25 protein-coding genes are annotated in these 26,885 nt (G+C 32.5%); 2 read left to right on the forward strand and 23 right to left on the reverse strand.

The annotated features are described in order from the left end of the window. Positions 1–30 precede the first annotated feature (30 nt). From AB3G39_RS15710 to AB3G39_RS15755, 10 genes are all read right to left on the reverse strand, one after another. Positions 31–606 carry a sugar transferase gene (locus tag AB3G39_RS15710; RefSeq protein WP_369769568.1) on the reverse strand — a complete coding sequence of 192 codons (576 nt, stop codon included), beginning with the start codon at positions 604–606 and terminating at the stop codon, positions 31–33. Positions 607–634: 28 nt separating this feature from the next. After that, complete coding sequence (locus AB3G39_RS15715) at positions 635–1,588, reverse strand: glycosyltransferase family 4 protein (RefSeq protein WP_369769569.1); 954 nt, start codon at positions 1,586–1,588, stop codon at positions 635–637. A gap of 132 nt (positions 1,589–1,720) precedes the next feature. Continuing rightward, on the reverse strand, positions 1,721–2,590 hold the full coding sequence (rfbA, locus tag AB3G39_RS15720) for a glucose-1-phosphate thymidylyltransferase RfbA (RefSeq protein WP_369769570.1): 870 nt from the start codon (positions 2,588–2,590) through the stop codon (positions 1,721–1,723). Positions 2,591–2,735: 145 nt separating this feature from the next. After that, positions 2,736–2,990, reverse strand: coding sequence for a four helix bundle protein (locus AB3G39_RS15725; RefSeq protein ID WP_369769571.1), 255 nt, complete (start codon positions 2,988–2,990; stop codon positions 2,736–2,738). A gap of 54 nt (positions 2,991–3,044) precedes the next feature. Next, complete coding sequence (rfbB, locus tag AB3G39_RS15730) at positions 3,045–4,091, reverse strand: dTDP-glucose 4,6-dehydratase (protein ID WP_369769572.1); 1,047 nt, start codon at positions 4,089–4,091, stop codon at positions 3,045–3,047. A gap of 277 nt (positions 4,092–4,368) precedes the next feature. Further along, complete coding sequence (locus tag AB3G39_RS15735) at positions 4,369–4,590, reverse strand: endonuclease domain-containing protein (RefSeq protein WP_369769573.1); 222 nt, start codon at positions 4,588–4,590, stop codon at positions 4,369–4,371. Positions 4,591–4,959: 369 nt separating this feature from the next. After that, on the reverse strand, positions 4,960–5,811 hold the full coding sequence (gene rfbD, locus AB3G39_RS15740; RefSeq protein WP_369769574.1) for a dTDP-4-dehydrorhamnose reductase: 852 nt from the start codon (positions 5,809–5,811) through the stop codon (positions 4,960–4,962). A gap of 232 nt (positions 5,812–6,043) precedes the next feature. Next, complete coding sequence (gene rfbC, locus AB3G39_RS15745) at positions 6,044–6,592, reverse strand: dTDP-4-dehydrorhamnose 3,5-epimerase (RefSeq protein WP_369769575.1); 549 nt, start codon at positions 6,590–6,592, stop codon at positions 6,044–6,046. 10 nt (positions 6,593–6,602) lie between these two features. Continuing rightward, positions 6,603–8,546: an NAD-dependent epimerase/dehydratase family protein gene (locus AB3G39_RS15750; RefSeq protein WP_369769576.1), complete on the reverse strand. Its 1,944-nt coding sequence runs from the start codon at positions 8,544–8,546 to the stop codon at positions 6,603–6,605. Further along, entirely contained in the window at positions 8,543–9,676 is a 1,134-nt protein-coding gene (locus AB3G39_RS15755) for an NAD-dependent epimerase/dehydratase family protein (protein WP_369769577.1), read from the reverse strand. The genes AB3G39_RS15750 and AB3G39_RS15755 overlap by 4 nt, the downstream gene beginning before the upstream one ends. Before the next feature lie 398 nt (positions 9,677–10,074). On the opposite strand from AB3G39_RS15755, the gene AB3G39_RS15760 reads away from it, so the two are divergent. Next, positions 10,075–10,230, forward strand: a complete 156-nt coding sequence (locus AB3G39_RS15760) for a hypothetical protein (RefSeq protein ID WP_369769578.1) — start codon at positions 10,075–10,077, stop codon at positions 10,228–10,230. An 85-nt stretch (positions 10,231–10,315) separates the two neighbouring features. On the opposite strand, the gene AB3G39_RS15765 is transcribed toward AB3G39_RS15760, so the two are convergent. From AB3G39_RS15765 to AB3G39_RS15810, 10 genes are all read right to left on the reverse strand, one after another. Then, on the reverse strand, positions 10,316–11,023 hold the full coding sequence (locus AB3G39_RS15765) for a glycosyltransferase family 2 protein (protein ID WP_369769579.1): 708 nt from the start codon (positions 11,021–11,023) through the stop codon (positions 10,316–10,318). A 66-nt stretch (positions 11,024–11,089) separates the two neighbouring features. After that, complete coding sequence (locus AB3G39_RS15770) at positions 11,090–11,935, reverse strand: glycosyltransferase family 2 protein (RefSeq protein ID WP_369769580.1); 846 nt, start codon at positions 11,933–11,935, stop codon at positions 11,090–11,092. Positions 11,936–11,996: 61 nt separating this feature from the next. Continuing rightward, positions 11,997–13,025 carry an EpsG family protein gene (locus AB3G39_RS15775; RefSeq protein ID WP_369769581.1) on the reverse strand — a complete coding sequence of 343 codons (1,029 nt, stop codon included), beginning with the start codon at positions 13,023–13,025 and terminating at the stop codon, positions 11,997–11,999. 136 nt (positions 13,026–13,161) lie between these two features. Further along, the gene (locus AB3G39_RS15780; RefSeq protein WP_369769582.1) at positions 13,162–14,205 is read right to left on the reverse strand and encodes a hypothetical protein; all 1,044 of its coding nucleotides are present in this window, start codon (positions 14,203–14,205) and stop codon (positions 13,162–13,164) included. Positions 14,206–14,448: 243 nt separating this feature from the next. After that, on the reverse strand, positions 14,449–15,762 hold the full coding sequence (locus AB3G39_RS15785; protein ID WP_369769583.1) for a flippase: 1,314 nt from the start codon (positions 15,760–15,762) through the stop codon (positions 14,449–14,451). 34 nt (positions 15,763–15,796) lie between these two features. Then, the gene (locus AB3G39_RS15790; protein WP_369769584.1) at positions 15,797–16,690 is read right to left on the reverse strand and encodes a glycosyltransferase family 2 protein; all 894 of its coding nucleotides are present in this window, start codon (positions 16,688–16,690) and stop codon (positions 15,797–15,799) included. 9 nt (positions 16,691–16,699) lie between these two features. Then, positions 16,700–17,563, reverse strand: a complete 864-nt coding sequence (locus tag AB3G39_RS15795; RefSeq protein WP_369769585.1) for a dTDP-4-dehydrorhamnose reductase family protein — start codon at positions 17,561–17,563, stop codon at positions 16,700–16,702. Further along, positions 17,560–18,690, reverse strand: a complete 1,131-nt coding sequence (wecB, locus tag AB3G39_RS15800; RefSeq protein ID WP_369769586.1) for a non-hydrolyzing UDP-N-acetylglucosamine 2-epimerase — start codon at positions 18,688–18,690, stop codon at positions 17,560–17,562. The genes AB3G39_RS15795 and wecB overlap by 4 nt, the downstream gene beginning before the upstream one ends. Before the next feature lie 2 nt (positions 18,691–18,692). Further along, on the reverse strand, positions 18,693–19,103 hold the full coding sequence (locus tag AB3G39_RS15805) for a WxcM-like domain-containing protein (protein WP_369769587.1): 411 nt from the start codon (positions 19,101–19,103) through the stop codon (positions 18,693–18,695). Positions 19,104–19,109: 6 nt separating this feature from the next. Continuing rightward, positions 19,110–20,105, reverse strand: a complete 996-nt coding sequence (locus AB3G39_RS15810) for a polysaccharide biosynthesis protein (protein WP_369769588.1) — start codon at positions 20,103–20,105, stop codon at positions 19,110–19,112. 6 nt (positions 20,106–20,111) lie between these two features. Here AB3G39_RS15810 and AB3G39_RS15815 point away from each other — a divergent pair, with 6 nt between their 5' ends. Continuing rightward, positions 20,112–20,303, forward strand: a complete 192-nt coding sequence (locus tag AB3G39_RS15815; protein WP_369769589.1) for a hypothetical protein — start codon at positions 20,112–20,114, stop codon at positions 20,301–20,303. A 41-nt stretch (positions 20,304–20,344) separates the two neighbouring features. Here AB3G39_RS15815 and AB3G39_RS15820 read toward each other — a convergent pair whose 3' ends face one another. From AB3G39_RS15820 to AB3G39_RS15830, 3 genes are all read right to left on the reverse strand, one after another. Further along, the gene (locus tag AB3G39_RS15820) at positions 20,345–21,403 is read right to left on the reverse strand and encodes a Wzz/FepE/Etk N-terminal domain-containing protein (protein ID WP_369769590.1); all 1,059 of its coding nucleotides are present in this window, start codon (positions 21,401–21,403) and stop codon (positions 20,345–20,347) included. Positions 21,404–21,689: 286 nt separating this feature from the next. Beyond that, on the reverse strand, positions 21,690–24,119 hold the full coding sequence (locus tag AB3G39_RS15825; RefSeq protein WP_369769591.1) for an SLBB domain-containing protein: 2,430 nt from the start codon (positions 24,117–24,119) through the stop codon (positions 21,690–21,692). Between the two features lie 387 nt (positions 24,120–24,506). Beyond that, on the reverse strand, positions 24,507–26,882 hold the full coding sequence (locus AB3G39_RS15830; protein ID WP_369769592.1) for a GumC family protein: 2,376 nt from the start codon (positions 26,880–26,882) through the stop codon (positions 24,507–24,509). Between the last annotated feature and the right edge of the window lie 3 nt (positions 26,883–26,885).

Raw genomic sequence — 26,885 nt, forward strand, 5'->3', positions numbered from 1 at the left:
ATAATCAATAAAATACTTATAAAAACAGTATTAATTCTTTTTAAATAAAATAACCTTAATTGTTTCTAAAATTATTCTAAAATCGCCACAAATACTATGGTTATAATAATAGTCTAGATTTAACTTTACTTTATCAGGAAAAATAAAAGTGTCATTATAAACTAAAGGATCAGCTTGTTTTTTTAAAATGGCATCCTCATTGGTATATTTTATAGTGGCTATACTGGTCAATCCCGGTTTCAATTCCAAGAGTTTACGATTTTCCCCCTCTAATAAATCATAATAACCGGAAACATCAGGTCTAGGACCAACCATACTCATGTCCCCTTTTAAAACATTAAATAATTGGGGCAATTCATCTATTCTAAATTTACGAAGGAATTGTCCTGTTTTTGAAATTGGAAGTGCAACTGACGAAAATGATTCTCGAATCGTGCGGACTTTATAAATTTTAAATTTAGTTCCAAATTGACCTATACGCTCTTGAATAAATAATCCGCTGGTATGGGTGTCAATAGCGGCCATTAGAACAGAAACAATAATTAGCCAAAATAATAAAGTCAATAAAAACAGCGCGAAAACAATATCAAAAACACGTTTTGCCATTCAAGGGAGGTATTTATAAAACTCGTTTTTATAGGCGTATTTTATTCACCTTTCTAACAATTAAAGCTCTCAACAATAAATAAACAAGAGTCAATGTCAGTAATAACTCAAGGACGAAAAGCCCAGACAGAATTCCTTGATTATCCATATAAATAATCAAACCATTGATTAGCAATTGCACTCCAGCATATATAACCGAAATTAAAACATGCGAAAAACCCATCTCATTAGCTAAATATTGATACAAATGAGAACGATGGGGTTGAAAAATATTTTCTCTTTTTTTAATTCGGTTCAAAATGGTAATAACAGCATCAATTCCATACACCGAGAAAAAAAGAATATACCCCAATTGCTTGGTATCCAATATCGTTTTTATCATGAAATAACCCAGAAAAAGAGCCATACTGATACTGCCTACATCTCCTGCAAATGTTTTGGCTTTTTTTCTAACATTGAATATCCCAAAAGCCACACAGGACAAACCCATGGTAATTAACAATGGCAAACTGGAAACCTGTGTAGGTAAAAATGAAAAACTAATAATTGCTGTTAAGGCATACAACACCGTTATTCCATTAATTCCATCCATAAAATTAAAGGCATTCACCCAGCCAATTAGCAATACAAATACTATGGGAAGCAACCATAAAGACTCGACGAATAAATTTAAATCATAAAATACCAATCCTACTGCAATTACATGAGAAGCAAAACGAGGTAATTGAGATAATGGCTTAATATCATCGATAAAACTAACCACTGCAACTATAAGAACTGCCAAAGTTAATTCCCAAGAAACAGATCCAAGAAAAAAAGCGATACTTATAGCAATTGGAAAAATAATCCCGCCTCCTCTTAAAGTGATGGTACTATGCGAAGATCTGGAATTAGGCTTATCAATAATATTGTATCTATCGGCAATTTTGAAATAAAGGAGTTCAATTCCTACCAATAAAACTAGTAATGTAATATATATCATATTTTAAAATATAGGTATAGGTAATCTAAAAACTCTGAATCCTGAACACTGATCACTCTGAACACTGATCACTCTGAACACTGAACACTCTGAACACTGAACACTGAACACTGAACACTGAACACTAATTACTTAAGGCTTATGCTTCAATAATTCCAACAGGTATTCCCCATAACCCGATTTTTTCAAAGGTGCTGCCAGCTCTTTTAACTGCTCTTCCGAAATGAAACCTTGCCTCCAAGCAATTTCCTCAATACAGCCCACTTTCAATCCTTGACGCTCTTCTATAACTTGAACAAACTGTCCAGCTTGCATTAAACTATTAAATGTACCTGTATCTAGCCAAGCGGTTCCCCTGCTTAAAATACCCACTTTCAACTTTCCTTTTTCTAGATAAACTTTATTGACATCGGTGATTTCATATTCACCACGCGGACTTGGCTTGATGTTCTTTGCAATTTCTACAACTGAATTATCGTAAAAATACAATCCTGGAACAGCGTAATTTGATTTTGGAACAGCTGGCTTTTCTTCGATAGAGAGCGCTTTTAAATTTTTGTCAAAGTCAACTACACCATATCGCTCTGGATCCGAAACATGATAAGCAAAAACAACACCTCCCTCAGGATTGGTATTGGATTGCAATAATTCATCCATATTCGAACCAAAGAAAATATTATCTCCGAGAACCAAGGCTACACTATCTTTCCCTATAAACTCTTCTCCAATTACAAAAGCTTGGGCCAAACCGTCAGGAATAGCTTGTTCCGCATAACTAAATTGACAACCAATAGCCGATCCATCACCTAATAATTTTTTGAAATTAGGCAAATCATGAGGCGTTGAAATAATTAATATTTCATTTATCCCCGCGGTCATCAAAGTAGACAACGGATAATAAATCATGGGTTTATCGTACACCGGCATCATTTGCTTACTCATTGCTAATGTAAGTGGATGCAAACGAGTTCCAGAACCCCCTGCTAATATAATTCCTTTCATAATTTTTTTTGTTATTAGTGATTCGAAAAGCGTAATTCGAATTACATTCTTATTTATTATTTACATATCTGATAAGACCAAAAAGCATTTTTTTAATCTTTTCAATTTGACTTAGATAAATTTCAATCGAATTTATAAACTGTAATCAATTGGCTAAAATTAATTGCGTTTCTAGTTCAGATAATGAACCCATAGCGATATACAAGAACTGTATAAATTCTTTGTCACCTTTTCTACCAGCACCTTCAGCAATAGTACTGGGAATAGAAACTACTGCTCTCTTAATTTGGCTTGATAATCCGTATTTTTCGTCTGCTGGGAAATTTTTTGTTAACGCATAAATATCTTCTGCAAGCACCATCGACTGTTTCCATACATCTAAGTCTTTATGATCTTTCATTTGTACTAATTACTATCTATTTGGAGTTTCGAATTACGGATCACGATTAACGAATTACTTGTACTGTTTTTCATAGTAAGTTGCATACTCCCCCGAAGTAATATTATTCAACCAAGTCTGGTTGTCTAAATACCAATTTACCGTTCTTTCTAACCCTTGCTCAAAAGTAACCGAAGGCTTCCACCCTAATTCTTTATTAATCTTGCTGGCATCAATAGCATAACGCAAATCATGACCGGGACGATCTTTTACATACGAAATCAATTGTTCTGATGTACCAGTAGTTCTTCTTAATTTCTCATCCATGATTTTGCAAAGCAACTTCACCAAATCAATATTTTGCCATTCATTAAACCCTCCAATATTATAAGTGTCATGGTTTACGCCTTCATGAAAAACCAAATCAATAGCAACGGCATGATCTTCTACAAACAACCAATCACGCGTATACTTCCCATCTCCATAGACTGGCAATGGTTTGTTTTGAATGATATTATTGATAAACAAAGGAATCAATTTTTCGGGAAAATGAAAAGGACCATAATTATTAGAGCAATTAGTCAAAACGTAAGGCAAACCGTAAGTTTCACCATAAGCACGAACAAAATGATCTGAACTAGCTTTAGACGCCGAATAGGGTGAATTGGGGTCATAAGCAGTGGTCTCTGTAAACAAACCTTCAGCACCTAAACTACCATAAACCTCATCAGTACTAATGTGGTAAAAACGTTTTCCGACATAGTTACCATTCCAAATCGTTTTGGCAGCATTCAATAAGTTCATTGTTCCTATAACATTTGTTTTCACAAAGGATAACGGATCGGTAATAGAACGATCTACATGTGATTCGGCAGCCAAATGCAAAACTCCATCAAATTGATGTTCCGCAAATAAAGCATCAATAAATGATGCGTCTACAATATCTCCTTTTATAAACGTATAATTGGGGGCCGCCTCTATATCAACAATATTCTCCAAATTGCCAGCATAGGTCAAGGCATCCAAATTGAATATTTGGTATTCTGGGTATTTCTTAACGAAAAGGCGAACTACGTGAGATCCAATAAATCCCGCTCCACCTGTAATTAATATATTTTTCATTTTTATATTTTTATTTTAAGTTCCCTAAATCCATATCTTATATAATACAAGTTCTGAATTTTCGACTCCCTTTAGGGCTGGGGTAAAACGAAAATTTTACAAACTCATTATTCTTCTATTTTTATAAATTCTTTTATTTTATTAAAGACCATATTAAGATCTGTTGGCACTTCATCGTGCTAAAAAGGATTACATCTAATCCTTGAAATTCAATATTTACACTTCGTTCCTTATCTAATTTCTTTTGTTCAACAGTTTGGTGATATTCTCCATCAATTTACACAACTAATTTTAATTGGTGACAATAAAAATCCACTACATAATTTAATAATGGATGTTGTCTTCTAAATTTACAACCCTGCAATTGGTTATTCCTCAATGACAACCACATTAGTTCTTCAGCTAGAGTAGGTTTTTCTCTTAATTTTTTAGCATTAGAAAAAATAATTCCCGAATCATCTTTCCACATAGTATCTGAAAGTAATGGCTTCTTTTTCATCAGAGTTTCATTTAATAATTTCCTTTTTTGTTTATCCCTAAACCCTAAAGGGAACAAAAAAACATAAAATTCAATTAAAAATAATAACATACTTTATTTAGAGATAGGTTATGAATTTTATGCTTCCTTTACGGCTGGGGTAAAACGAAAATTTTATACGGCTGTTTCACCACTCTTCACCCCGCCCTCAAATTAAAAACGTCAAAAACAACGAAAAAACGAAGTGGCAGCAGTCCGCGAGTTGAGCCTGAAAGGCGAACGGCTCGGGCTGCGGAACATAGTTTTGAGGTAGTTTTTAAGTTTTGAATTTTCAGGCTTGATCTTTTGTTTCTTTTGCATCAAGGCAAAAGAAAAGGAATTCCTCCCTTCTCACAACAAGTCCATGCATTTTCGTAAACTAGATAGATAGCCCGGAACCTCAACCCCATACACGGCTTTAATCTCACTTTTATCCAATAAAGAAAAAGCAGGACGTTTTGCAGGGGTAGGATAAGATGCCGAAGGAATTCCTTTTACATCACAAGAATATCCACCAATCTCTTGAATCGCCAAAACAAATTCGTACCAACTGATTTCGCCTTCATTTGAATAATTATAAATACCTGGAATCCATTCTTTAGCAGATACGATGTCCATCATAGCTTTTGCTAAATCAGCAGCATAAGTGGGTGAACCTACTTGATCATTTACCACACTAATACTATCACGTTCTTTCAATAACCGTTGCATGGTTTTTACAAAATTATTTCCAAAACGACTGTACACCCATGACGTTCTAATGATAATAGTATTTGAATTTACTTCAAGACAAGCCAACTCTCCAGCTCTTTTTGTAGCTCCATATACATTGATTGGTTGTGTTGTAGCTTCTTCTGTTAATGCGGTAGAAGAGGTACCATCAAAAACATAATCCGTAGAGATATGAATTAGTTTGGCTTGATTGTAATTCGCATATTGCGCAATTACTTTAACTGCTTGATGATTAACAATGTCTGCTAGTTCATTTTCGGACTCTGCTTTATCTACTGCAGTATAAGCACCGCAATTTAATATAACATTTGGCCGAATTAACTCCAATTGAATTTTTAACTTAGACAAATGATCCAATGAAACTTGAGTTCTATCTGCGAAAACCCATTCGTATTGCCAATAGTTTTCTGACAACACTTTCAATTCCGAACCTAATTGTCCAGTGGCCCCTGTAACTAATATTTTTTTCATTTAATTTTTACTCTTTTCAATTTCAATCACACTTCTAGTACCCTCGCTGCAAAAAATTGATTGCTGTATAGAATACTGAACTCTGATCACTGGTTACTGGTTACTGGTTACTTCTTCTCACTGTCATATTGAATTTCTCACACATCCACTCATAACTCATAACTGAAAAATTCCAAACCCGCCCCAACCTTAAACAGTTAAACGGTTAAACAGCTAAACATTTAAACATTTTTCAAAACTCCCAATCGATTTGATCAAAACCAGGCAAAATAATATCTTTTTCAGAAACGATAACCACATCAGGGCTTACTTGCCAATCAATTGCCAAAGTGGGATCATCATAACGAATCCCTCTTTCACTTTCTTTGTGATACAATTGATCTACTTTGTACATCACAGAAGCTGTCTCGCTTAAAACCGAAAAGCCGTGTGCAAATCCATGAGGCACCATCAATTGTTTCTTATTGTCTGCACTTAGCACCACACTAAAATGTTGTCCGTAAGTAGGTGAGTTTTTACGCAAGTCTACTGCCACATCCAAAATTTCTCCTTCTAAGACACGTACTAATTTTGCTTGTGCAAAAGGATTAATTTGCAAATGCAATCCACGGATTACCCCTCTTTTAGAAAAGGATTGATTATCCTGAATAAATTGATATTTTATTCCATTTTCGTGAAATTTAGCTTGATTATAAGCTTCAAAAAAGTACCCCCTAGAATCTTCAAAAATGCTTGGAGTTATAATCACTAAATCTTGTATTGCTGTTTTTTCAATGGTCATATTGAACTTATTATTTTATGAATGATTGGAATGTTTTTAGCAAACCTTCCCTTGACGTAATTGGTAAAGGCTTTCCTATAGCGGATATTATCTTTTGATTGCTCACCACATAATTCTCAGTTAATTTTTGTAATCTTTGTGAATTTAGAGGTAAATGTAAATAACCCCCAAATTTGGAAACTACATTAATCCATGAAATTGGGATTTTCCAAATATTGCTTCTTCTCCCTAAACTTATTCCTAATAATCGAATTAATTCATTTGTTGACAATGGTTTATCATCTGCCAAATGGTAAATACCAGAGGGTATCTCTTTGTTTTCTAGTAATTCCTTAATCACAAAACAAAGGTTTTCGATACTTAAAAAAGATCGTTGATTTTCAAAAGCTCCCAATGGCCATGGCAACCCTATAGATACCAATTGATATAATAAATTTAAATTCCCTTTGTTAGCAGGACCGTGAATCATACTGGGTCTCAAAATGTAAACTCTTTTCCCTATAGGTAATTCTTGAGATAAGATATACTGTTCCGCTTGCAGCTTGGAAATCCCATAATGAGTTTTGGGTTTAGGAACAGCATCTTCAGTCAAAACTTCTTCTACTTCATCAGCTACCGCTTTAACTGTACTCATAAAAACAAAAACAGATGCTTCTGACTTTAAAAAAGAATCAAATAATTGTTTTGCTAATTCAAAATTGGCTTCGTAATAATCTGAATGATTGGAATCCTTTTTTAAATTGTGGGCTTTTCCTGCAAGATGAATTATAGCATCTGTTTTCAAATCAAACTGCTGATTTGGTTTATATCGAACTATTAATGACTCTACATCATAAGATGACTCTAAATAGTTTTTAAGGTTAGTCCCTACAAATCCGGAAGCCCCAGTTACTGCTACTTCCATTCTAATTGATGCATTAATACCGTTTATCCATAAATCAGATTCCCTTTCTACAAAGAGACAATGTAACCACCCTTCTATAGATAGTTTTCCATATAATTCTTCACTAATATTTTCATAAACTGAATCAAAAAAGTTTTTATCTAAAACAATATCGTTCCTGTCTATTAAATAAATATTTTTTTCATTATAAAATGAATATCTTTTTATCTCACTATTAGTGGTTATAATTTTTTTTCCTGCCCCAATAGCTTCAAATGTTCGCATTGTAAGTCCTTTTTGTCCAGGATGATTAATATCTAAGATTACATTTGAACTTTTATATAATTCTAAAATTTGATTTGTTGTCAAACTTTTAAAACTTAATTTTTTATAGTCAAATAACTGGAAAGATTTATCAAATATATTTTTATAGAAATACACTAAGCGACCATGAATAAAATAATAATAAAAAGAAGTTAAACCATTGTCATTACACCAGTTTACAACAATGTTGGTTATTCTATATCTATCTGAATGAGCAGTTCCTAAAAAAAGCAAATCATATTTTATTTTATTATCTGTTGTTTTTTTTATTTCACTAAAAGAATCCAAATAAAACAATGGTCTAAAATTAAGCTTAAAATTTATTGCATCATCTGGGTCAAAAGTGAACTTTTTATCAAAATATTTTAAAATTTTAGTTGGATGACCCTGATTTTTGAAAGAGTCCCAAGTATAAAAAATAAACTTACAATCAGGGTGTGTTTTTTTGAATGCTTTAAGAAAGAATTCAGGAACTACCTCTCCTCTATTTATAAACAAATAATGATAAGTACTATTATTTGTTTGTAAAAGGATTTTTTTATAGTAAGTATCAATTCTGTACTGATACACACTCCTTTTTAGTCTGATTATTCCTTTAACAAAATTATTATTAGACGGTCTTTCATCATAATAATCAACGTTTGCACCAAACTCCTCTAACTTTTTGATAATCTCTTTCTCAAGGTTAAATGTTTGGACAGAAAAAAAAATAATGTTTTTGCCTCCCAATTTTTCTTTAATAATCATTTCAATAATCCTTTTTTCTTCATTTCTTCAAGTGATTTACTCAATTTATCCTCTTGAATTTCTTGTTGTAAAACCCAAGAAGAAAATTTATCGATTCCTTCTTTAAAACACACTTTAGGCTCAAATCCTAAAAGAGTTTTAATTTTAGTTAAATCTGCATAATTATGACGAATATCTCCCAATCGAAATCGCCCTGTTACCGTCACGGGGATAGAAATGCCATATGCTTTTATCAATGAGTTCGCAACTTCAAGAACATCTATTGCAATACCAGTGCCTACATTAAAAATATGTCCGTTTGCCTCTTCTTTTTCAATTCCAAGAATGGTAGCTGCTACCACATCATCAATAAAAACAAAATCTCTAGTCTCTTTTCCATCTTCAAAAATTTGAATCGGATTATTGTTTCTAATTTGCGTCGAAAAAATAGATAGAATTCCTGTATAAGGATTAGACAATGACTGTCCTGGTCCATAAACATTTTGATACCTAAAACCAACGGGGGCAATTCCAATAGTAGGACAAACGGTCATAATCATTTGCTCTTGATTTTGCTTAGTTATCCCATATACAGATGAAGGGTGAATTTTAGAATCCTCGTCAGTTGCTAATAACTCAAGTATCTGATCATCTCCATAAGTAAGCTCAAAATTCCCTGCTAACATATCTGCTTCTTTTCTATGTGTCGGGTATACAACTCCTAATTTGGGATGTTTGTATTTTCCTTCTCCATAAATAGAACGTGAGGAAGCAATTACAATTTTCTCTACAGCCTGCTCACTATTTGCTAAAATATCTAGCATAATTGCTGTTCCTTGAATGTTTACTTCTGTATATTTTTCGATGCAATACATCGACTGTCCTGTTCCTGTTTCAGCAGCAAAATGAACAACTACATGTTGATTTTCTAATGCCTTTGTCCAATCTTCTCTTGATGTTACAGTACCTTGAATAAAATTAACTTTGTCTTTTACACTTTTAAAAAGCGGAGAAGTAACTTCTGGATTTTCACCGTGTATTTGTTTTGACAAATTGTCTAAGACGGTAATATTGTATCCTTTTTCTATAAGTTTAAGGGCGAGATTACTTCCTATAAATCCTGCTCCTCCAGTAATTAATACGTTTTTCATTTTTTATTTTTTATTTTAGGAAGACGCCTGTGGCATCTGTTTTTCCCCAAATTTGAGTGTGTGAATTATACCTTTTAATCACTTTTGCTAGAGCTCCAACAATTAAAGAATAATCGGAAAAAACTCCCCTAACTTCAGCACTTGAGCCCGCTATGCATTGTTTTCCAAAAATCGTTCCCGCTGGAATTACAGATCCCTAACCAATAAAACAATTTTGCCCAATTATTGTGTCTTTTACAATATAAGACTGCAGTAATACATACTTATCAATTTCATGATATTCATGATTAACGTTCGTTATCAAAAAGTTTAAAGAAATTGTCGTTTTTGTTTTAATAATAAGCTTGCCGCCAGAAATAATATGTAAATTTTGTCCAACAGAAATATCATCTTCAAATATGATTGAAGACCTAACATCAATCACTTCCATCCTAGAACCAGGAAAAATATGCGCCTTTTTCCAAATAAAAATAAATTTTAAAATTACCGATGAATATTGGCTTACCGATGTAGGAATGGAATCCATACTTACCAAAAAAAGGCATACACATTAATCCTCTAATGATTCAAAATATTTTAAAAGCTATTCAATTACCTATTTACAAGTTATCTATAATACTAATTTAGTTTTTTGTATAGTTAAATTCCAAAGCGGGATAAAACTTTAAAAAAACAATACATTCTAAACTGAACCTTAAAAAAAAGAGAAGTGGAACTCTTCACTCCTCCAGAGGAAACATTATTACCATGTCTACGGTACAAAATCAACGTTTCGTCAATTACATATGTTTTATAATAAAACTCAGCAATTAAAGAAATCCAAAAGTCATGAGGACATAATGTAACTTCCAAAGGGAAAGGCAATAATTTCTTTAATATGGTCTTACGAAAAGCCATACAACATCCTAAATATTTAGCTTTAACTAAATTATTTAAAAATCCATTTTTTCCCCCACCACGTATTTTAAAATAAGTAGTCTCTAAATCCACTAATGATTCATTGACTACTTTAGCATTACTCACGACAAAATCATATTCTTGCAATAATTCAGTCATTCTACTTACTTTATTTTCTTCCCAAACATCATCTTGATCTGATAAAAAAATAAACTCACCTGATGCCTGTTTAATTGCGTTTTGAAAATTGTTAGTATACCCTCTACTGGTGTTAATAAAAAACTTTATACGACTGTCATTTAATTCTTTAATAATTTCGACGGTTTTGTCAGTCGAATTGTCATCTGAAATTATAATTTCATCTGTAGAATCAAGTTGGTTTACTATTGATAAAAGTTGTTCTTTTATATACTTCTCCCCATTATACGTTGCTATACAAACTGATACCATTCAATAATTTTAATTAATTTAACCTGTTATTTTTCAAATTTACTATTCCTAAGTTTTAAAAAAAAACTATTTACTATAAATTCCGAATTTATTATTTCTATAGTCACAATAGCCTTGAATGATGCTCTTGAATTTTGCAACCTTATCGTTTTCAAAAAGTATTATTTTTAAAAGATCATTTATGAATACTTTAGCTTCCGTTTTATAAAATACGCTCGAAATATATCTATATTTTTTTCTGACGTACAGTCTGTTTCTTGTTATATAATACCTGCGAAGACTAGAGTGATTTGTAACTATCCCATTGAAATAAAAAAATGATTTATACTCTGATTGGCCTAATTCATGATTCAAGTTAGCCCCAGGTAAATTAGCTATTTTATATCCCTGTTTCTTTAACTTTAAGCAATAATCGATATCTACATAATCAATAAAGAGTTGATCTTCAAATCCACCTACTTCCTCATATACCTTTAAATTCAAAATATTACCCGAAGTCATCACTACAATTGGCTCATTATTTTCTTTAATATACTTATCATACATTTCACCTTCAATTATATAACTAGGATAATAAAGCCCAATTGTACTATTCGCTGTTTTATAAATTTGACTTATGATAGCGTCATTCAAATTTATAAAGTTACTATCCTGATCCATTGTCAAACTCCATTCCATACCTTGTTGAACAGCTAATTCACATCCAATATTTAAAGCCTTTGCAATTCCTAGATTTCCGTTATTAAAAACATATTCTATTTTATCCTTAAATACTACCTCTCGAAACAAACTCGCATTAGAAGAATCAGAATTATCAATCACATAGACTTTCTCTATACAATCAATATAACTACTTATATTTTTAATAAGATTTTCATCCGGATTATAGAGAACAACGACTGCAGCAACCATTTTATTTTTTATTTCTGTATTAACAATTTATATAAGCAATTTTCCAAAAGTAAACCTTCGGTTAAAATACAATCAATTTTACGTAAAACAAATTGATTAGTAAAAAACATATCCCAATAAAAACCACGATTGATTTAGAGAACCAAACTGGTTTGAAAGCATAATAAATAAACGGAATTAATATAATGTCTACTATTGCAAACAATTCATTAATTCGTGTTGCAATTGGCGGCATTACGGCTAAAACCAAATAGGACATAAGTGAAATACAATAAATTTTCATTAAAATAGGAGTATACTTATTATACGAAAGAATAAGTTCGTATTTAGACAGGAGAAAATAAAACACCACAATCTTAGCTAAAAAAACAAGATTAAAAACATTGATTAAAATTGATTCTTCATTCCCTAATTCCATTAATGTTTGATACATCGCAATTTTATTTTGTATCACAGATATGGGAATAGTGGTTATTAAATTTATTCCTGAAAAATAGATTATATATGCAACTGGCAAGGAAAATAATAATGCTTTCTTTCGAGCTTTAATCCCTAAAAACCACAAAGGCAATATTACTATAGCCGAGTAATGAAATGTAAAACCCAAAATAGCAAACAACAAAAATCTTTTCAAATCTCTATCATATATGGGCTTCACACATAATAATAAAAAGGCTGATGCTACACCCGCCCTAATTTGCGTCATCTCATGGAGAATAAAAAAATTACTAAGATATATCACTAAAGACAAAAACCATAACTCTGTAAGTTGCCTTATTGCAATCGATTTGAAACTAACTCCAATAGTAGCAAATAACACAAATAAATAAATAGGATTAGAGCCTAAATAGGAGTTAATACACTTTGAGATTACAACAAAAGCGGGTTCAACAGCTAAATAATCTTGTTCATGAAAATAGGTCACATAATTAGCATAATCTCTATCAACTACTTCACTTCGAAAACCTGCGATTAAAATAAGTACTAAACCTAGAACAAAAAATAAAATAGATTTATAAATTCTTTCTTTTGGTAAAAAAAAAGAAATTAATACAAATAAAAAAAAAACTGAAAATAAAATAAAAATCATTAATTATCTTAATTGTTTAAAATAAAAGAGAAACACTTTCATTTGATTTTGTAGATTAATTGGGTCGAATACTAGGATTATTTTAATCTAAAACTAACAGAATTATAATCTGCTTAAAAGTGCAATACAAACCAAATTAGTTAGTATTCAATAATGATTCCCAATAAAAATTATGTTTTTCAAAAGCTATTTTCTCTTTTATTACAAGTAGTTCTGATGCATCAAAATTATCAAGGAAATTGACCCATTCTTTAAAAGGAACAAAATAGACCATCCCCCTTTTTTCAAAAATATTTTTCAACTCCAATAATGGTGTGGATAAAAAAGGAATACCAGCGGTAATATAAAAAGAAGCTTTAGTAGGATAACAAATATTATAATAAAATCTGGTTTCATCATAGGGAATTATTCCAACATCACATTTAGAAGTCAAAAAATGCGCATAGTCTTCTTGAAACTTCCCTAGGTAAAAAACATTATTCGGCAACTCATAATCTAAAATCCATTCCCCCCATTCACCAATAAGGATTAAGATTTCTTTCTTATTGTTAAATGTTGAAATTAAGGCCTCAATTTGCCTGCCTTTATTCAAACCACCTGCATAAATAAACTTTGTTTCAGTAGAACTGAAACAATCATGTATGGACCCTGAATTTGAAAAATCATTTACTTTATTTGAGCCATTGATGATCACCTCATAATTCAATTTAAAGGTGTCATTTATATATTTTCCCATTTCATGAGAAGCAAATATAAATTTTGCATGTTTCAAAGCATATAATTTATCTTGAAAAACTTTATAGGTTTCTTCTACAAACAATTCTAAATCTTTGGCTTGTTCATAAGGTAAATCGTTGACTTCAATAGTGACATCATTACGATCAATAGTATATTGAAGTAATTTAAATACAAGCGCTCTTATCCAGCCATATTTTAGAATAAGCATAGGAAACAAAACCATTAGTGTCCCCTGATGAATAAAAAAAATACTATCCTTAGAGAATAACATAATTTTTAAAACATTTAATAAAAAACCAAATCGCACTAAAGGGTTTGCACTGTAAACAGGTACAATTAAAGTATTTTTTTCAGCATAATACTGTCTAAACGCCTTATTTCTGGACTGACCACCATCATTAAAGCCTTCCGAAAAATGACCTATATAGTATGTTTTATTCATGGATAAGAATCAATTATTTAAATTTTAATTCCTGGAAAGAGGGAAAAAAAGGCGATACTAACGGCTTTTTATTTAAAAATCTGACGACATAAAAGCTCTGACAGCCAATTAGCTAAATAGTTTAGTACTCCTCAGATACTAAAACCATCATTTCTTTAACCTTAATTTCAAAAAAAATAGCAAAGAACATTTCGTTCGCTGGTCTTGTAAAGCATCTAAAGCAAAGATGACAAACCAAATATCTTACATGTTTTTTATATTTCGGACTTGAGCTATTACATTTTTCAATTTAAAATTGTCTTTTTTAAATAAAATCAAACCTTTGTTTTTTAAAATCAAATAAAACGATAAGCAAAGGGATAGTTCTGTAACAATATAACTGATACTTGTTCCGATATAACTAAAATAATAACCCAATACTAAATTCAATACCAAACTGAAACAAGCGGCAAAACTGGTGATTTTTAAAAACAAATTATCCATTCTTAAATTAAGCATTGTTTGAATACCCATCAGACTGCTCATAGCCGAAATTAAAGGAAGAAAACTTAAAATTTGCACACTGATAACGGAACCCTCAAAACTTTTTCCATAGATAAGAAAAACAACATATGGAGCTAATATTAAAATGCCCAGACAAATTGCTCCGGTAAAATAAAAAACCAAAGGCACAATTTTTCTTAACTTGATGATACCATTTTCTTCACTTTCTGAAAAAGACTTACCAATATAGGGATACAATGATGATGAAAGTGGAATATTAACAACACTTTGAACTATAATAATGAAGCTTACAGCAGTGGTATAATATCCAATCGTTTTAGCACCAGCGAAAAATCCTAAAATAATTATGTTTGTGGTAGTATAAAGGGAAAAAATTATGGAGGAAAAGAATATCAACCGACCTTCTTTTAAAATAGCTAAAGAGTGTTTTATGGAATAAAAAGTAAATTTGATTTTAATTACAAGAACAACATATAAAATAGAAATCAAACTGATCAAAAAATTACTAAAAACACTAATACTAGCATACAATAACAAATCATCTTTTTTCGATACAAAAAGGAAAATCAAACTGGTATTTATGACACCCTTTACAAGCGTTAATATACTTAATACAGGTAATCTTTGTAATCCTTGAAATACATACTGTGGCGTTAAAAGAGCAGAAACAACTGTTAAAAACAGTACCAACGAAAGCATTAAATTTGAATTTAAAAGCGGAACACTACTGATACAAATCATAAAACCTACTATAGTTATGATAAACAATAGTAATCTTGCACAAGTCACTTCAGAAAAAACTTTAGACCGAATCTCTAAATTGTCCGGATCAACCGCAATCTTTCTTGTCGCAGTCAAATCAAAACCGTAATATACTATCAGTACAAAATAACTGACAAAAGCGGTGATGTAATTAATTAATCCAAACCCTTCAGGCCCTATTATTCTTGAAACATACGGAATAGTTAGTAACGGAAAAATATAATTAACCACTTGAACTATACCTAAAGAAGCAACATTCTTTATAAGAGTTCTATTTTTTGAGGGTGCCATTTGCAGATATTAATTTGAGGAGTAGAAAATCATTTTAAAATTTTCTTTGTATTTCATTCCTTATCTTGAGCCAATAATTCCTAATAGTCAAAATAACATACCGTTTATTATTCTGGTGATGATTACCTACAGTCAAGAAATTAGCCCTATAATGGAACGAATTTTTAGTTATGTTATTAAAAATACTTTTATTCCTGGCAGCCTTCTCATTTATATATTTCTCTTTTTGTTCATCTACAGAGATTTGTTTCACATAATGATTTTGATGAATAACTTTTTTTGTATCAACAAACTTGATATGCATTCGTTTTTGTTTAACCCTAAATATAAACTCATCATCATCATATCCATGTCCTAAAGCATACCGTGGATCAAACCCGCCTAAATCTACCAAATCACTGATCATCATAGCGGTGCAAAAATGATAAGAACTAGGGCGATACTTGGAATGATTATACCATCCTAAACCACCATCCGTTTGTACAATATGTGCATTGTTTTGAATTAGTGACACGACATGATCCCTGTCAAAAAACAGCAGGTCATCATCAGTGTTTTTTTTATCCAGAGAATAACACCCGAAACTTAGGTAATCGTTTGCATTAAGATGGCTATCGACATATTCCAGTATATTATCAAAGTGATAGCATTCTGGATTTTGAAGTATTATTTTATCGCCTTTAGCTTCTTCAAATCCTTTATTAAATGGAATGCAGGGATTGCTATACCATTTGTCTGATTTTTCTAAACGAATAACTCTTAAAAACGGATAAATTTTTTGCAAATCTTCCAGCCGTTCTTCTTCCTCACTACCGTCATCAACAACAATAAATTCAAAATCAATCGTACCGTAATTAGAATTCATACTGTCCAAAGTACGTATCAATAACTTTCTGCGATTAAAATATGCAGTCACTATAGAAATCATAATACAATTTTATAAATAGTGAGAGTAAATACTGGCATGTTGTAAAATCCATTCCTTTTGATTTTTCAACATTTTCTTATAATCTAGCACTTGATAGTCAAAATCAGTTCGGATACTCACTAAACTTTTATCAACGTGGTAATTCCCGTTAGGTTCAATGGTCATTTTACCATTTTTATAAATAGAATTAAATAGAGAAATTAAATTATATTTATCAATCTTAGCAGCCGGTGCTACTTGAATTAAGCCACTTATATTTTGGTTAATAATTTCCAATACAACTTTTGCTAATTCCAAAGTGGTTAAGCCGGACCAAAAAGCATTCGTAAACCCTTTTAATACTGCCGCATCTGATTGAGACATAAACCAATGAAATAAACCGATGCCATTTTGATTCAATTCTGGACCTATAATAGAGGTACGAATCGTTACATCTTTAGCATTTGTTAATTCCCCTAATGCTTTAGACTGGGCATAGAAACCAATTCCATTTTTAATATCATTTTCAGTATATCCTCCTTCTTTACCCGAAAAAACACAATCGGTACTAATGTGAATTACTTTCGTCTGTGTTTCTTTTGTAATTTCTTCTAAATAATGAGGGAAATAACTATTAAACCAAATGGCTTTTGACGGATAATCCTCAGCGTCTTTATTTAAAATTCCGATACAATTTACCACATAATCAAATTGATTCGCTATAAAAAGAGAACGCAATTGTACAGTATCTGAAACATCAATATCAAATAGTTTAGGAGTTGATTCAATATTTCTGGCTAAACCATAAACATCATACAATTTACTTTCCTCAAAATAATTATAAAGCATATGACCTGCCATGCCTTTAATTCCTATTACTAATATTTTTTTCATTTGATAAATGATTTATCCCAAATTACTTTATTAATAATTGAAGTGTAACTCTGAATTGCTTTAATGACACGGGCAGAAGTGTTAGTCACTTCGTATTCCTTTGGTAATTCAATATTTACATCAAAAAGACCTCTCGAAATTTCAATGGCGTTCAATACTTGATCTGTAGTTATCCCTCCCAAAACAATAGTACCCGCATCAATTGCTTCAGGTCTTTCTGTACTTGTTCGAATACTTACAGCTGGAAACCCCATCATCGCTGATTCCTCGCTAATTGTTCCACTGTCCGAAAGTACAACAAAAGCATTTTTTTGCAACTGAACGTAATCAAAAAAACCTAAAGGCGGTACATTGGAAATTAACGGATGAAATTTTATTTTATTTTTTTCAATCCGATTCTTTGTACGGGGATGTGTAGAAAAGATAACGGGCATCTGATACTTTTCAGCTACTTGATTTAAAGATTCTGCTAATATTTCAAAATGATTATCCAAATCAATATTTTCTTCACGATGGGCGCTCACTACTATATAGCACTGATCTTTTAAATCTAAGCGGGAAACAACATCACTATTTAGAATTTGTTCCTTATATTTTAATAAGACTTCTTTCAAAGGAGATCCCGTAACAAATACATGATCTTTTCGAAAACCTTCACTCAGTAAATAACGACGGCTATTCTCTGTATAAGTTAAATTAATATCACTGATATGATCCGAAATCTTACGATTAATTTCTTCAGGCACATTTTGGTCAAAACAACGGTTACCCGCTTCCATATGGAAAATAGGAATTTTCAATCGTTTAGCGGCAATGGTACTCAATACGCTGTTAGTATCTCCTAAAACTAATAAAGCATCAGGTAGTTCTTTTGATAAAATTTCAAACGATTTTGAAATTACATTTCCAATCGTTTCTCCTAAATGATTTCCCGCAACATTCAAAAAATAATCCGGTTTTCTCAAACCTAAATCTTCAAAAAAGATTTCGTTTAATTCGTAATCGTAATTTTGGCCCGTATGAATTAAAACATGGTCAAAATAGATATCACATTTTTTGATACATTCAGCTAAACGTATGATTTCAGGACGCGTCCCTAAAATTGTTGCGACTTTTAATTTCTTCATATTTATTTCCATTGTGTTGGATTAAATTTATAATTATCCACTACTTCTCCCATCCTATAATTGGAAAAAACGAGTAATTTAGAATCCGCTTCTAAAGCTTGAATAGAAGAAGCATAACCCGCCTCAACAAGTAAGGCATCTAGTGTTTTAGAGTCAAGCTCAAACGGCCTTACCTCTAGACCATCAGAAGGGCATTCAAAATTATCAATCTTCACTAATTTGATTAAAAATTTGCCTTTAACTGCAATAAACCATCTTTTTTCAATTTGATGGCCTTGCCATGCTCTTTGTATAGATAAATCCGCATTCTCGATAAAATACATGCGTTTTACCTCTGAAAGATCCAGTTCATTATTAAATGATAATGTACCCCTTTCATCTGCAAAAGTATTTCCAATTATTGTAGTAAGCATTTTTATTTAGTCTTGAAATAGGTCAAGTTTTTTTAATAACACTTTTACCCCTTCAACATCTTCTCGTTTTGTGTTATGCGAATTATAATCTTCAATTTCTGGTTGAATCTCTTTTCCTTCGGAGAAATATTTAGCGTAATTTAAATCACGGTTGTCAGATGGGATACGATAAAAATCACCCATATCTTCTGCTTTCATCATTTCTTCACGAGTACATAAAGTTTCATAGAGTTTTTCTCCGTGTCTGGTTCCTATAACTTTAATTTCGCTTTTTATGTTTTTCAATTGACAGATAGCTTCAGCTAAATCACCTATTGTAGCAGCAGGAGCTTTATTTACGAACAAATCACCTGGGTTACCGTGTTCAAAGGCAAATAACACCAATTCAACAGCCTCTTCTAACGACATTAAAAAACGGGTCATATTAGGATCTGTAACGGTTAATACTTCCCCTTTTTTGATTTGAGATAAAAACAATGGAATAACGGAACCACGAGAAGCCATTACGTTTCCGTAACGGGTTAAACAAACTGTAGTATTTGTTAAGTTACGCGCTTCTGCGATCGCAACTTTTTCCATCATGGCTTTAGAGATTCCCATAGCATTGATTGGATAAGCTGCTTTATCGGTTGACAAACAGATCACTTTATTAACCTTATTGGAAGCCGCTGCGCGAATAACATTTTGTGTCCCTTCTACGTTGGTTTTAACGGCCTGCATAGGAAAAAATTCACAAGAGGGCACTTGTTTTAATGCTGCTGCATGGAATACATAATCAACATCATGCATCGCATATTGTATACTATTGTAATCCCTTACATCACCAATAAAATATTTAATTTTATCATTTTTGTAAAAATTACGCATGTCATCTTGCTTTTTTTCATCACGCGAAAAAATACGGATTTCTTTGAAATGATCGGTATGCAAAAAACGGTTCAAAACAGCACTCCCAAAGGAGCCCGTTCCACCTGTGATTAATAAAATTTTATCTTTAAACATGTTCTAATGAATATTTTGTCTATTTATTCTATTTTGACCCAACGGGGTAAATTTTACTATAATCTTTTATCAACTTATACAACTACTCCATCACATCACAAACCAGCAATTTTTTTTGGAGTCTTATCAGGTCAGGAAACGGAATGGTTTTATACAGTTGACAAAATCATGCAATCAAAAGTACTTATTACCAATTAAACTCATTAAACTTGGTTTCTGGCATTAAGTATTTTTATTGATTATATGTTTTTTATTATTCTTCTAAAAATTAAAGCTAACATTACAAAAAAACTAGCTAAAATACCTCCCAGTAATAACCCTTTAGCTTTTCCGAATTTCTCCTTACTCAAAGGTAAAATTGGCCGATCAATTACCTGAATTAATGGTGTTTCTTTGCGTAGGGTTACTTTTGCTAATTCCGTTTGTTTGACCAACTCAGTCAAGATAGCGGTATTGGCCTGAACATCAACTTGTCTGCGGGCTGATGGTGCACGACGTACATTAAGGGCAGGATTTAGCATAAACGTGTTATCATTGGCAACAGCAACGCCGGTAATGGCTCCATTCAATTCACGACGAATCGAATCGGTTTGCCGTTCCAGGATATCCATATTCAGCCTGGCTTTTTTACTTTTGGTTGCCACATAAAAATCAGAAACCTCTTTTACTAATGCCTCCGTAAAATACTTGGAGAACAATTCATTTGTGGAATTAACATCTATAGTGATAATAGCTATTTTTTTATCTTTTTGCGCTACAGCTAATCCTGATTTTGATAGATTGTCATAGATTACCCCCAAGATACTATCATGAGCTCTGGTAAAATACTTGCGCTTGGCATCTGGTAAAAACTGTATAGTTTTAAATTGAGGAGTAGCATTCCATTTTTCTCTCCATCCTTGATTTTGGATATACATCTCTGCTAAAGAAATTATTTTGCCATCCTTAACTACTGGACTCAATAAGGTTTTTTCCACCATAGCACGAGACTTAAACAACTCAGTAAGATTGGCCCCTGTAAAGACACTTCCTCCACCACCACCAAGATCTAAACCTAGGGAACTTGCTAGACCTAATGCACTTCCTAAGCCACCCCCGCCAGATTTCTCATCTTCCAATGCAAAAGATAAGGTTGCGGTATATATAGGCTTTTTTATAAAAGAATATGTTAATCCTAAAGCAGATCCTACAACAGCAGCCAATAGAATCACTTTCCATTGTGAAAGCAAATAAGCATACCACTCTTTACCTTTTTCAAGTAAATCTTTTAACGAGATTTCGTCATTTTGTCTATTCATATTGTTCGTTATTCGTTGCTCGTTATTCGTTATTCGTTATTCGAAAATCGGTAATCGATGTACAAGAATTGTTATTCGTAGTCCTTAAATCGAGAATCGTTGTTCGATAGACGAAAATCGGTAATCGGTAATCGGTGGACGAAAATCGTTGCTCGTTGTTCGTTTCTCGACAGACGATAATACGTAATCGGTGTTCGAAAGTCTAGAATCGATAGACGAAAATCGGTAATCGGTAATCGGTGGACGAAAATCGGCAAACGAGATTCGAAAACCATTACTTTGTCCCCTATTTAAAAGTAGTAATAATTAATAACGCTAGACTCGTAATAACACTCCCTATACTAACCCATTCTCCAGTACTCAGCTTTTTAACATCTGGCTTTTCTGGCACAATGATTTGGGAACCAGGCTTTACCTTAGGATATGATTTTATAAAAAAGTAAGTGTGAGTAACAGCGGCTTTTCCATTGGGGTAAATAATATAGGCATTCTTTTTCCACCCTTTGGCGTCAACTCCACCCACTGCATTAATATAATATCTAAACCCTTTACCATTATCATATGGAATCTCCGAAGTCAACAATACATTCCCCGTCACTTTTACGCCTTCATTAAAGGTCGCAACCTCTATTTCATCTCCTGGAAATAATGTAACATTCGTACTACTCTTTTTATTTTTTACAATCGATTTCCAATCTACCGGTATGGTAGCATATTTTAAATCTTCTTTTAGTTTTTTCTCTAATTTATTTTGAATACTGTCTTTCTTACCCAAATTCAAATTGATACTCTCCACTTCTTCAATTTGTTTTGCTTTAATAGGTCTTTTTATTTTTACACCGTCACTATTAGCTATAGCGGTTAAACCTCCTGCTCGTTCAACAATATCATAGACTTTGGTTTTTTTATTGGCCAATACATATTTCCCAGCATAATTGACAGCACCACTTATAGTAACCATTTCTGGTTTATCATACACTGCCATTCTACGTATATTCACTACATCAAAAGGGGACAGAGCAAAATTTTTGGCTTGCTCGTTGTTTTCTGGAGTAATTTCAATATTAAACAATTCGGCTTTATTAGGATTGGCATTATCAATCTCTTCTGATATTATCATTCTAGCTACTTCTACTCTCTTAGAAGCAGAGCCGGTCAATCCGCCAGCTTGTACCAGTAAATCATTTAAAGTCAATCCTTCATAATAATCATAAATACCGGGTTTTTTTATTTCACCGTCGATCGTTATTTTAAATTCGTCTATAAAATCTAAGATAGAATAAACTGTTACCACATCTTCCTTTTTTAAAGTGATGTCTGCTTCTAAATTTCCTTTTAAAGCTTGTTCTAAATCTACATTTACAATCTCAGTAGTCAAATCCGATTGCAGTCGAATAATCCTAGCCCTTTTACTATAGGCGTCATCTTTAAGCCCATCGGCTTTTAGAACCAAGTCAGAAATTCGCATGCCTTCATAAAAAGAATAGGTGTCTGGTCTAAAAACGGCGCCTTCAATTTTAATACGGTTTTCAAATCGGTTTAAAATTTTTGTCACTCTAAAAACATCGCCAGAGGAAGGGCTGTAAGTATTAAATTCAGAAGCGTTAATATCTTTTACTCTAAATTCTTTTCCCGTTTTTTGAAGTACATTAACTGATGCTGTATAGGCAAATTCATTAAATCCGGAAGCAAAAGTCAGTAAGTCGGAAAAGGATTCTCCTTTTTTCATCTCAAAAATACCAGGACGCTTTACCTGCCCTTCTACCGTTACTCTCTGATTATAAGCGGGAATCCGAATCACATCATTGTCTTTCAACCCTACATTATCCGATTGGTCTCCACCGACTAAAAACTGATAAAGATCAATTTTTCTATATACTTTATTATCTCTCAATAATTCAATGTTTCTATAGCTCCCGTTCTTTCCAGGTCCTCCTCCCAAAAATAACGCATTATAAACTGTTGCTAAGGAGGAAATAGAATAATTCCCAGGCTGTTTACTACCAATTATGGTCACTCGAATGGTTCTAATACGGCTCAAACTTATTCCTACCTGAGATTGTCCTGAGCCAATGGTAGTATAGACCTTAGCCATAGCGCCTTTAATTTTTTGGGTAGCCGCTTCAATAGTCAGTCCTGAAACCGACAGCTCGCCTGCATATTGAATCGCTACTTTTCCTTCTACTGATACGGGAATACTAGCATTATATTCCTGTACTCCATAGACACTTACTTGCAATTCATCGCCAGGACCCAAAATATAATTCATGGGGGTCGCTAATTTTAAATTAGGTTCAAAATTAAGCGTAGGATTATCAAACAGTTCAGAACCAAAAACAAGTGAATTGAGACTATCCTTTACTTTAGTATTGACAATCTTTTCTTGCTTTCTGGTATACTCACTATCGCCTTCTTTTTGCAAATCCTTATCCGTTTTAACAACCTCTTTATTTAATGGAGTTAATGCTGCTATTCTCTTCTTCAATTTAGCAAATTCATTCGCAGGCATCCCCTTAGACAAAGCCATTGGCTCTGCTTGCTCGATGGACACATTATTGGATTGCAATTGCCCTTTTATTTTAGCAACATCAGCATCTGATAAATAGTCTACCTTTATGGTACTCAAATCAGTCGTTTTAAACAAATCTTGAGCCAATGCACCCGAAGATTGGAAAAGTGCCAATAGCAATACAATCGCAATAAATATTTTTTTCATGTTTAATTAAAATTAAGTATTAGTCAAATTTTAAATCTTAGGTTTTAGATATAAAAGGATAATTCGTCTTAAAGTGGAGTTAACTATTAAAAAAGAGTACATGGCTTCGCCCTAGTAAATCACATTTTTAGTGTGTCCCTTTCTTAAATCAGAACAAATTTATACTAAAAAAATAGGATTAGCTATGATTGTTAACGGAAATACAGCAGCAAAAATAGAGGTTGATAAGAAATTAGTAACAGCTATTATAGTATAAGTAGCACTCCAATTTTAAGAAAAACCCAAAACCTTCATTGTCATTAACATACGTCTGTATCAAAAAAAAAAGTTCACGAAATACAATCATTTCGCGAACTTTTTTATGAAAAGGAAAATACAACCTCTTAATTATATTTTGAATATTTTTTTATACCAAGGGTCTTTCTCCACTTTTACTCCATAGCCATACCCATAGCCATAGCCTTTGGTAGAATCAGTATCATTAAGAAGCAAACACAGGTTGGGTAATTTATTTTCTTTGTATAACGTATTGGCTATATTTAGCATTCGCTTTTCTAAAAAGTTAGCACGAGCCACATAGATAAAAGTATCCGCATGTTTAGCAATTAACAAGGTGTCCGTTACTAAACTTACTGGCGCAGTATCCACGATAATATAATCATATTGTTTTCGTAAACTCTCAAAAACGGTATCCACTTTCTTGCTCATCAACAACTCCGCTGGATTTGGCGGTATAACACCCGCAGGCAATACATGAAAATCCTCATATCCTTCATATTTGATGATAAGATCTTCCAATTTCAAATTATTAGTAGACAAATAATTAGTAACCCCTCTTTCTGGCAATGTTAAATACTCATCCAATCTAGGATTCCTAATATCCATACCTATCAACAACACTTTTTTACCAGACAAGGCAAAGGTAGCGGCTAAATTTACGGAAACAAATGTTTTTCCTTCACTAGGAAAAGTGGAAGTCAAAAACACAGTTTTCGCCTCACCTTCAGGCACTTTGGTTAACATAAATTCGAGATTGGTTCTGATAATTCGCAAGGCTTCGGCAGAACTGGTTCTACTTCCAGATGCTATAATTTCAGATGGAGAATCTGATGTGGGTACATCCCCTATAAAAGGAATCAACGTTTTCCCCTCTAGATCCAAACGACTTTTTATCTTGGTATCTAGTAAATCATCGGTATAGATTATCCCAAAAGGTACCAATAACCCTAATAAAAGTCCTGCCAAATAAATAATATTTCTTTTAGGGGAAACAGGCATTTTATCTCCTCTAGCAACATCAATTACGCGGGCATTCGGTTCTGTAGCTGCTAATGAGATAGCAGTTTCCTCTCTTTTTTGCAACAAATACAAATACAGCTCTTCTTTCACCTTTTGTTGGCGAGCGATCACCCTAAACTGACGTTCTTGTACGGGTATTTTACCAATTTTAGCATTCAACAGCCCTTCTTCTCTATTTAAATCTCTTTTTTGAATGTTTAAACTCGATTGCATCCGCAACAAACTAGTTTGCACATTATTTTTTAAGGAGGCAATTTCCTGATCCATTTTAACAACCGATGGATTTTCAAGAGTGGCCGATTTTAAAATCCGATTGCGGTCTAAAACCAATTGATTATACGAACTAATTAAGCCTGAAGCATCTCCTTCACCTGCAATAATATTGGTTGGCAACAAATCAGAATTGGTACTTTTTTTAATAAAACTCAATAGGGAAGATACTACATTCAGCTGAATTTCGGTCTCTATCCCCTTTTTATTGTATTCATTAGACCCTTCAATAAACAACTTGGCTTCCGATTCGACATCCGTTAGGTTATTAGACTTTTTAAACGTTTGCACATCTTGTTCCACACCGTCTAATTCTTGGGTAATTAATTTCAGTCTATTAGCGATAAAAATAGAAGTATTCTCCGATATAAAATTTTTATCTGCTGCAGCATTTTCATTATAAATCTGAGTTAAATTATTTAAAAACGCTTCTGCTTTTTTGATTACTGGATCGGTTATAGAAATAGCCACCACACTACTCGTTTTACTAACTGGTTCTACTTTAAGTCGGTTTTGAAAACTTTGAACTATATTTTCTAGAGGACTAACATGTATTCTAATTGTTTTCCCAATTTTACTTGCAGGATAGGTATCATTTATTAATTTACTAATAACCAAAACACCAAATTGAGTCTTGATAGGCTTGTCATATTGAAATTGACTTGTATTCCCCAGTACAACTGAGGAAGAATCATTTTTCATTTGATCTATCAATTCAAAAGTCGACCCACTTAATTCTTTAAAATTTAAGTCAAAAGTACTTTCATAAAATTTATTTTTTTTATCTAAAAAACGAACCGATATGGGCACATCCTGATAAATTTCACGATCCGATATTTTTCCATTGACGATCAAACTCGTATTTAAATCCAGTTTTTTTACCGTGATTTCGACTAAGGTTCTCGATTTTAAAATTTCAATTTCGTTATCCAGATTACTTTTCATACCTCCACCCACTCCCAAATCAGCAAAAGCAGACAATTCCGAAAGCATTCCGCCTTTTTTCTCATCTTTTACTAAAATTGTTGTGATGGTCTGATATTGAGGTACAGTATATCTTAAATATAAAAAAGAGCCCAGTAAACCCAAACAAATTGTCAAAGCGAACCATTGCCAATGAACCAAATATTTATTAAGAAATAATTTTAAATCAAAATCATTTTCAAAATCATCCTCAAAATTGTTATTATCCATGTA

It is taken from the genome of Flavobacterium sp. WC2416 (assembly GCF_041200095.1).
GTDB lineage: Bacteria > Bacteroidota > Bacteroidia > Flavobacteriales > Flavobacteriaceae > Flavobacterium.

Coding starts and splice junctions, on each gene's coding strand:
- AB3G39_RS15755 (WP_369769577.1), bottom strand. CDS start 9,676: ATGAAAAACGTATTAATTACTGGAGGAGCAGGATTTATAGGAAGTAAT.
- AB3G39_RS15775 (WP_369769581.1), bottom strand. CDS start 13,025: ATGATTTTTATTTTATTTTCAGTTTTTTTTTTATTTGTATTAATTTCT.
- AB3G39_RS15805 (WP_369769587.1), bottom strand. CDS start 19,103: ATGCTTACTACAATAATTGGAAATACTTTTGCAGATGAAAGGGGTACA.
- AB3G39_RS15760 (WP_369769578.1), top strand. CDS start 10,075: ATGATTGAAGACCTAACATCAATCACTTCCATCCTAGAACCAGGAAAA.
- AB3G39_RS15830 (WP_369769592.1), bottom strand. CDS start 26,882: ATGGATAATAACAATTTTGAGGATGATTTTGAAAATGATTTTGATTTA.
- AB3G39_RS15735 (WP_369769573.1), bottom strand. CDS start 4,590: ATGAAAAAGAAGCCATTACTTTCAGATACTATGTGGAAAGATGATTCG.
- wecB (WP_369769586.1), bottom strand. CDS start 18,690: ATGAAGAAATTAAAAGTCGCAACAATTTTAGGGACGCGTCCTGAAATC.
- rfbD (WP_369769574.1), bottom strand. CDS start 5,811: ATGAAAAAAATATTAGTTACAGGGGCCACTGGACAATTAGGTTCGGAA.
- AB3G39_RS15790 (WP_369769584.1), bottom strand. CDS start 16,690: ATGATTTCTATAGTGACTGCATATTTTAATCGCAGAAAGTTATTGATA.
- AB3G39_RS15810 (WP_369769588.1), bottom strand. CDS start 20,105: ATGTTTAAAGATAAAATTTTATTAATCACAGGTGGAACGGGCTCCTTT.
- AB3G39_RS15825 (WP_369769591.1), bottom strand. CDS start 24,119: ATGAAAAAAATATTTATTGCGATTGTATTGCTATTGGCACTTTTCCAA.
- rfbA (WP_369769570.1), bottom strand. CDS start 2,590: ATGAAAGGAATTATATTAGCAGGGGGTTCTGGAACTCGTTTGCATCCA.
- AB3G39_RS15820 (WP_369769590.1), bottom strand. CDS start 21,403: ATGAATAGACAAAATGACGAAATCTCGTTAAAAGATTTACTTGAAAAA.
- rfbC (WP_369769575.1), bottom strand. CDS start 6,592: ATGACCATTGAAAAAACAGCAATACAAGATTTAGTGATTATAACTCCA.
- AB3G39_RS15725 (WP_369769571.1), bottom strand. CDS start 2,990: ATGAAAGATCATAAAGACTTAGATGTATGGAAACAGTCGATGGTGCTT.
- AB3G39_RS15785 (WP_369769583.1), bottom strand. CDS start 15,762: ATGGCACCCTCAAAAAATAGAACTCTTATAAAGAATGTTGCTTCTTTA.
- AB3G39_RS15750 (WP_369769576.1), bottom strand. CDS start 8,546: ATGATTATTAAAGAAAAATTGGGAGGCAAAAACATTATTTTTTTTTCT.
- AB3G39_RS15770 (WP_369769580.1), bottom strand. CDS start 11,935: ATGGTTGCTGCAGTCGTTGTTCTCTATAATCCGGATGAAAATCTTATT.
- AB3G39_RS15815 (WP_369769589.1), top strand. CDS start 20,112: ATGAATATTTTGTCTATTTATTCTATTTTGACCCAACGGGGTAAATTT.
- AB3G39_RS15795 (WP_369769585.1), bottom strand. CDS start 17,563: ATGAAAAAAATATTAGTAATAGGAATTAAAGGCATGGCAGGTCATATG.
- AB3G39_RS15780 (WP_369769582.1), bottom strand. CDS start 14,205: ATGAATAAAACATACTATATAGGTCATTTTTCGGAAGGCTTTAATGAT.
- AB3G39_RS15715 (WP_369769569.1), bottom strand. CDS start 1,588: ATGATATATATTACATTACTAGTTTTATTGGTAGGAATTGAACTCCTT.
- AB3G39_RS15710 (WP_369769568.1), bottom strand. CDS start 606: ATGGCAAAACGTGTTTTTGATATTGTTTTCGCGCTGTTTTTATTGACT.
- rfbB (WP_369769572.1), bottom strand. CDS start 4,091: ATGAAAAATATATTAATTACAGGTGGAGCGGGATTTATTGGATCTCAC.
- AB3G39_RS15765 (WP_369769579.1), bottom strand. CDS start 11,023: ATGGTATCAGTTTGTATAGCAACGTATAATGGGGAGAAGTATATAAAA.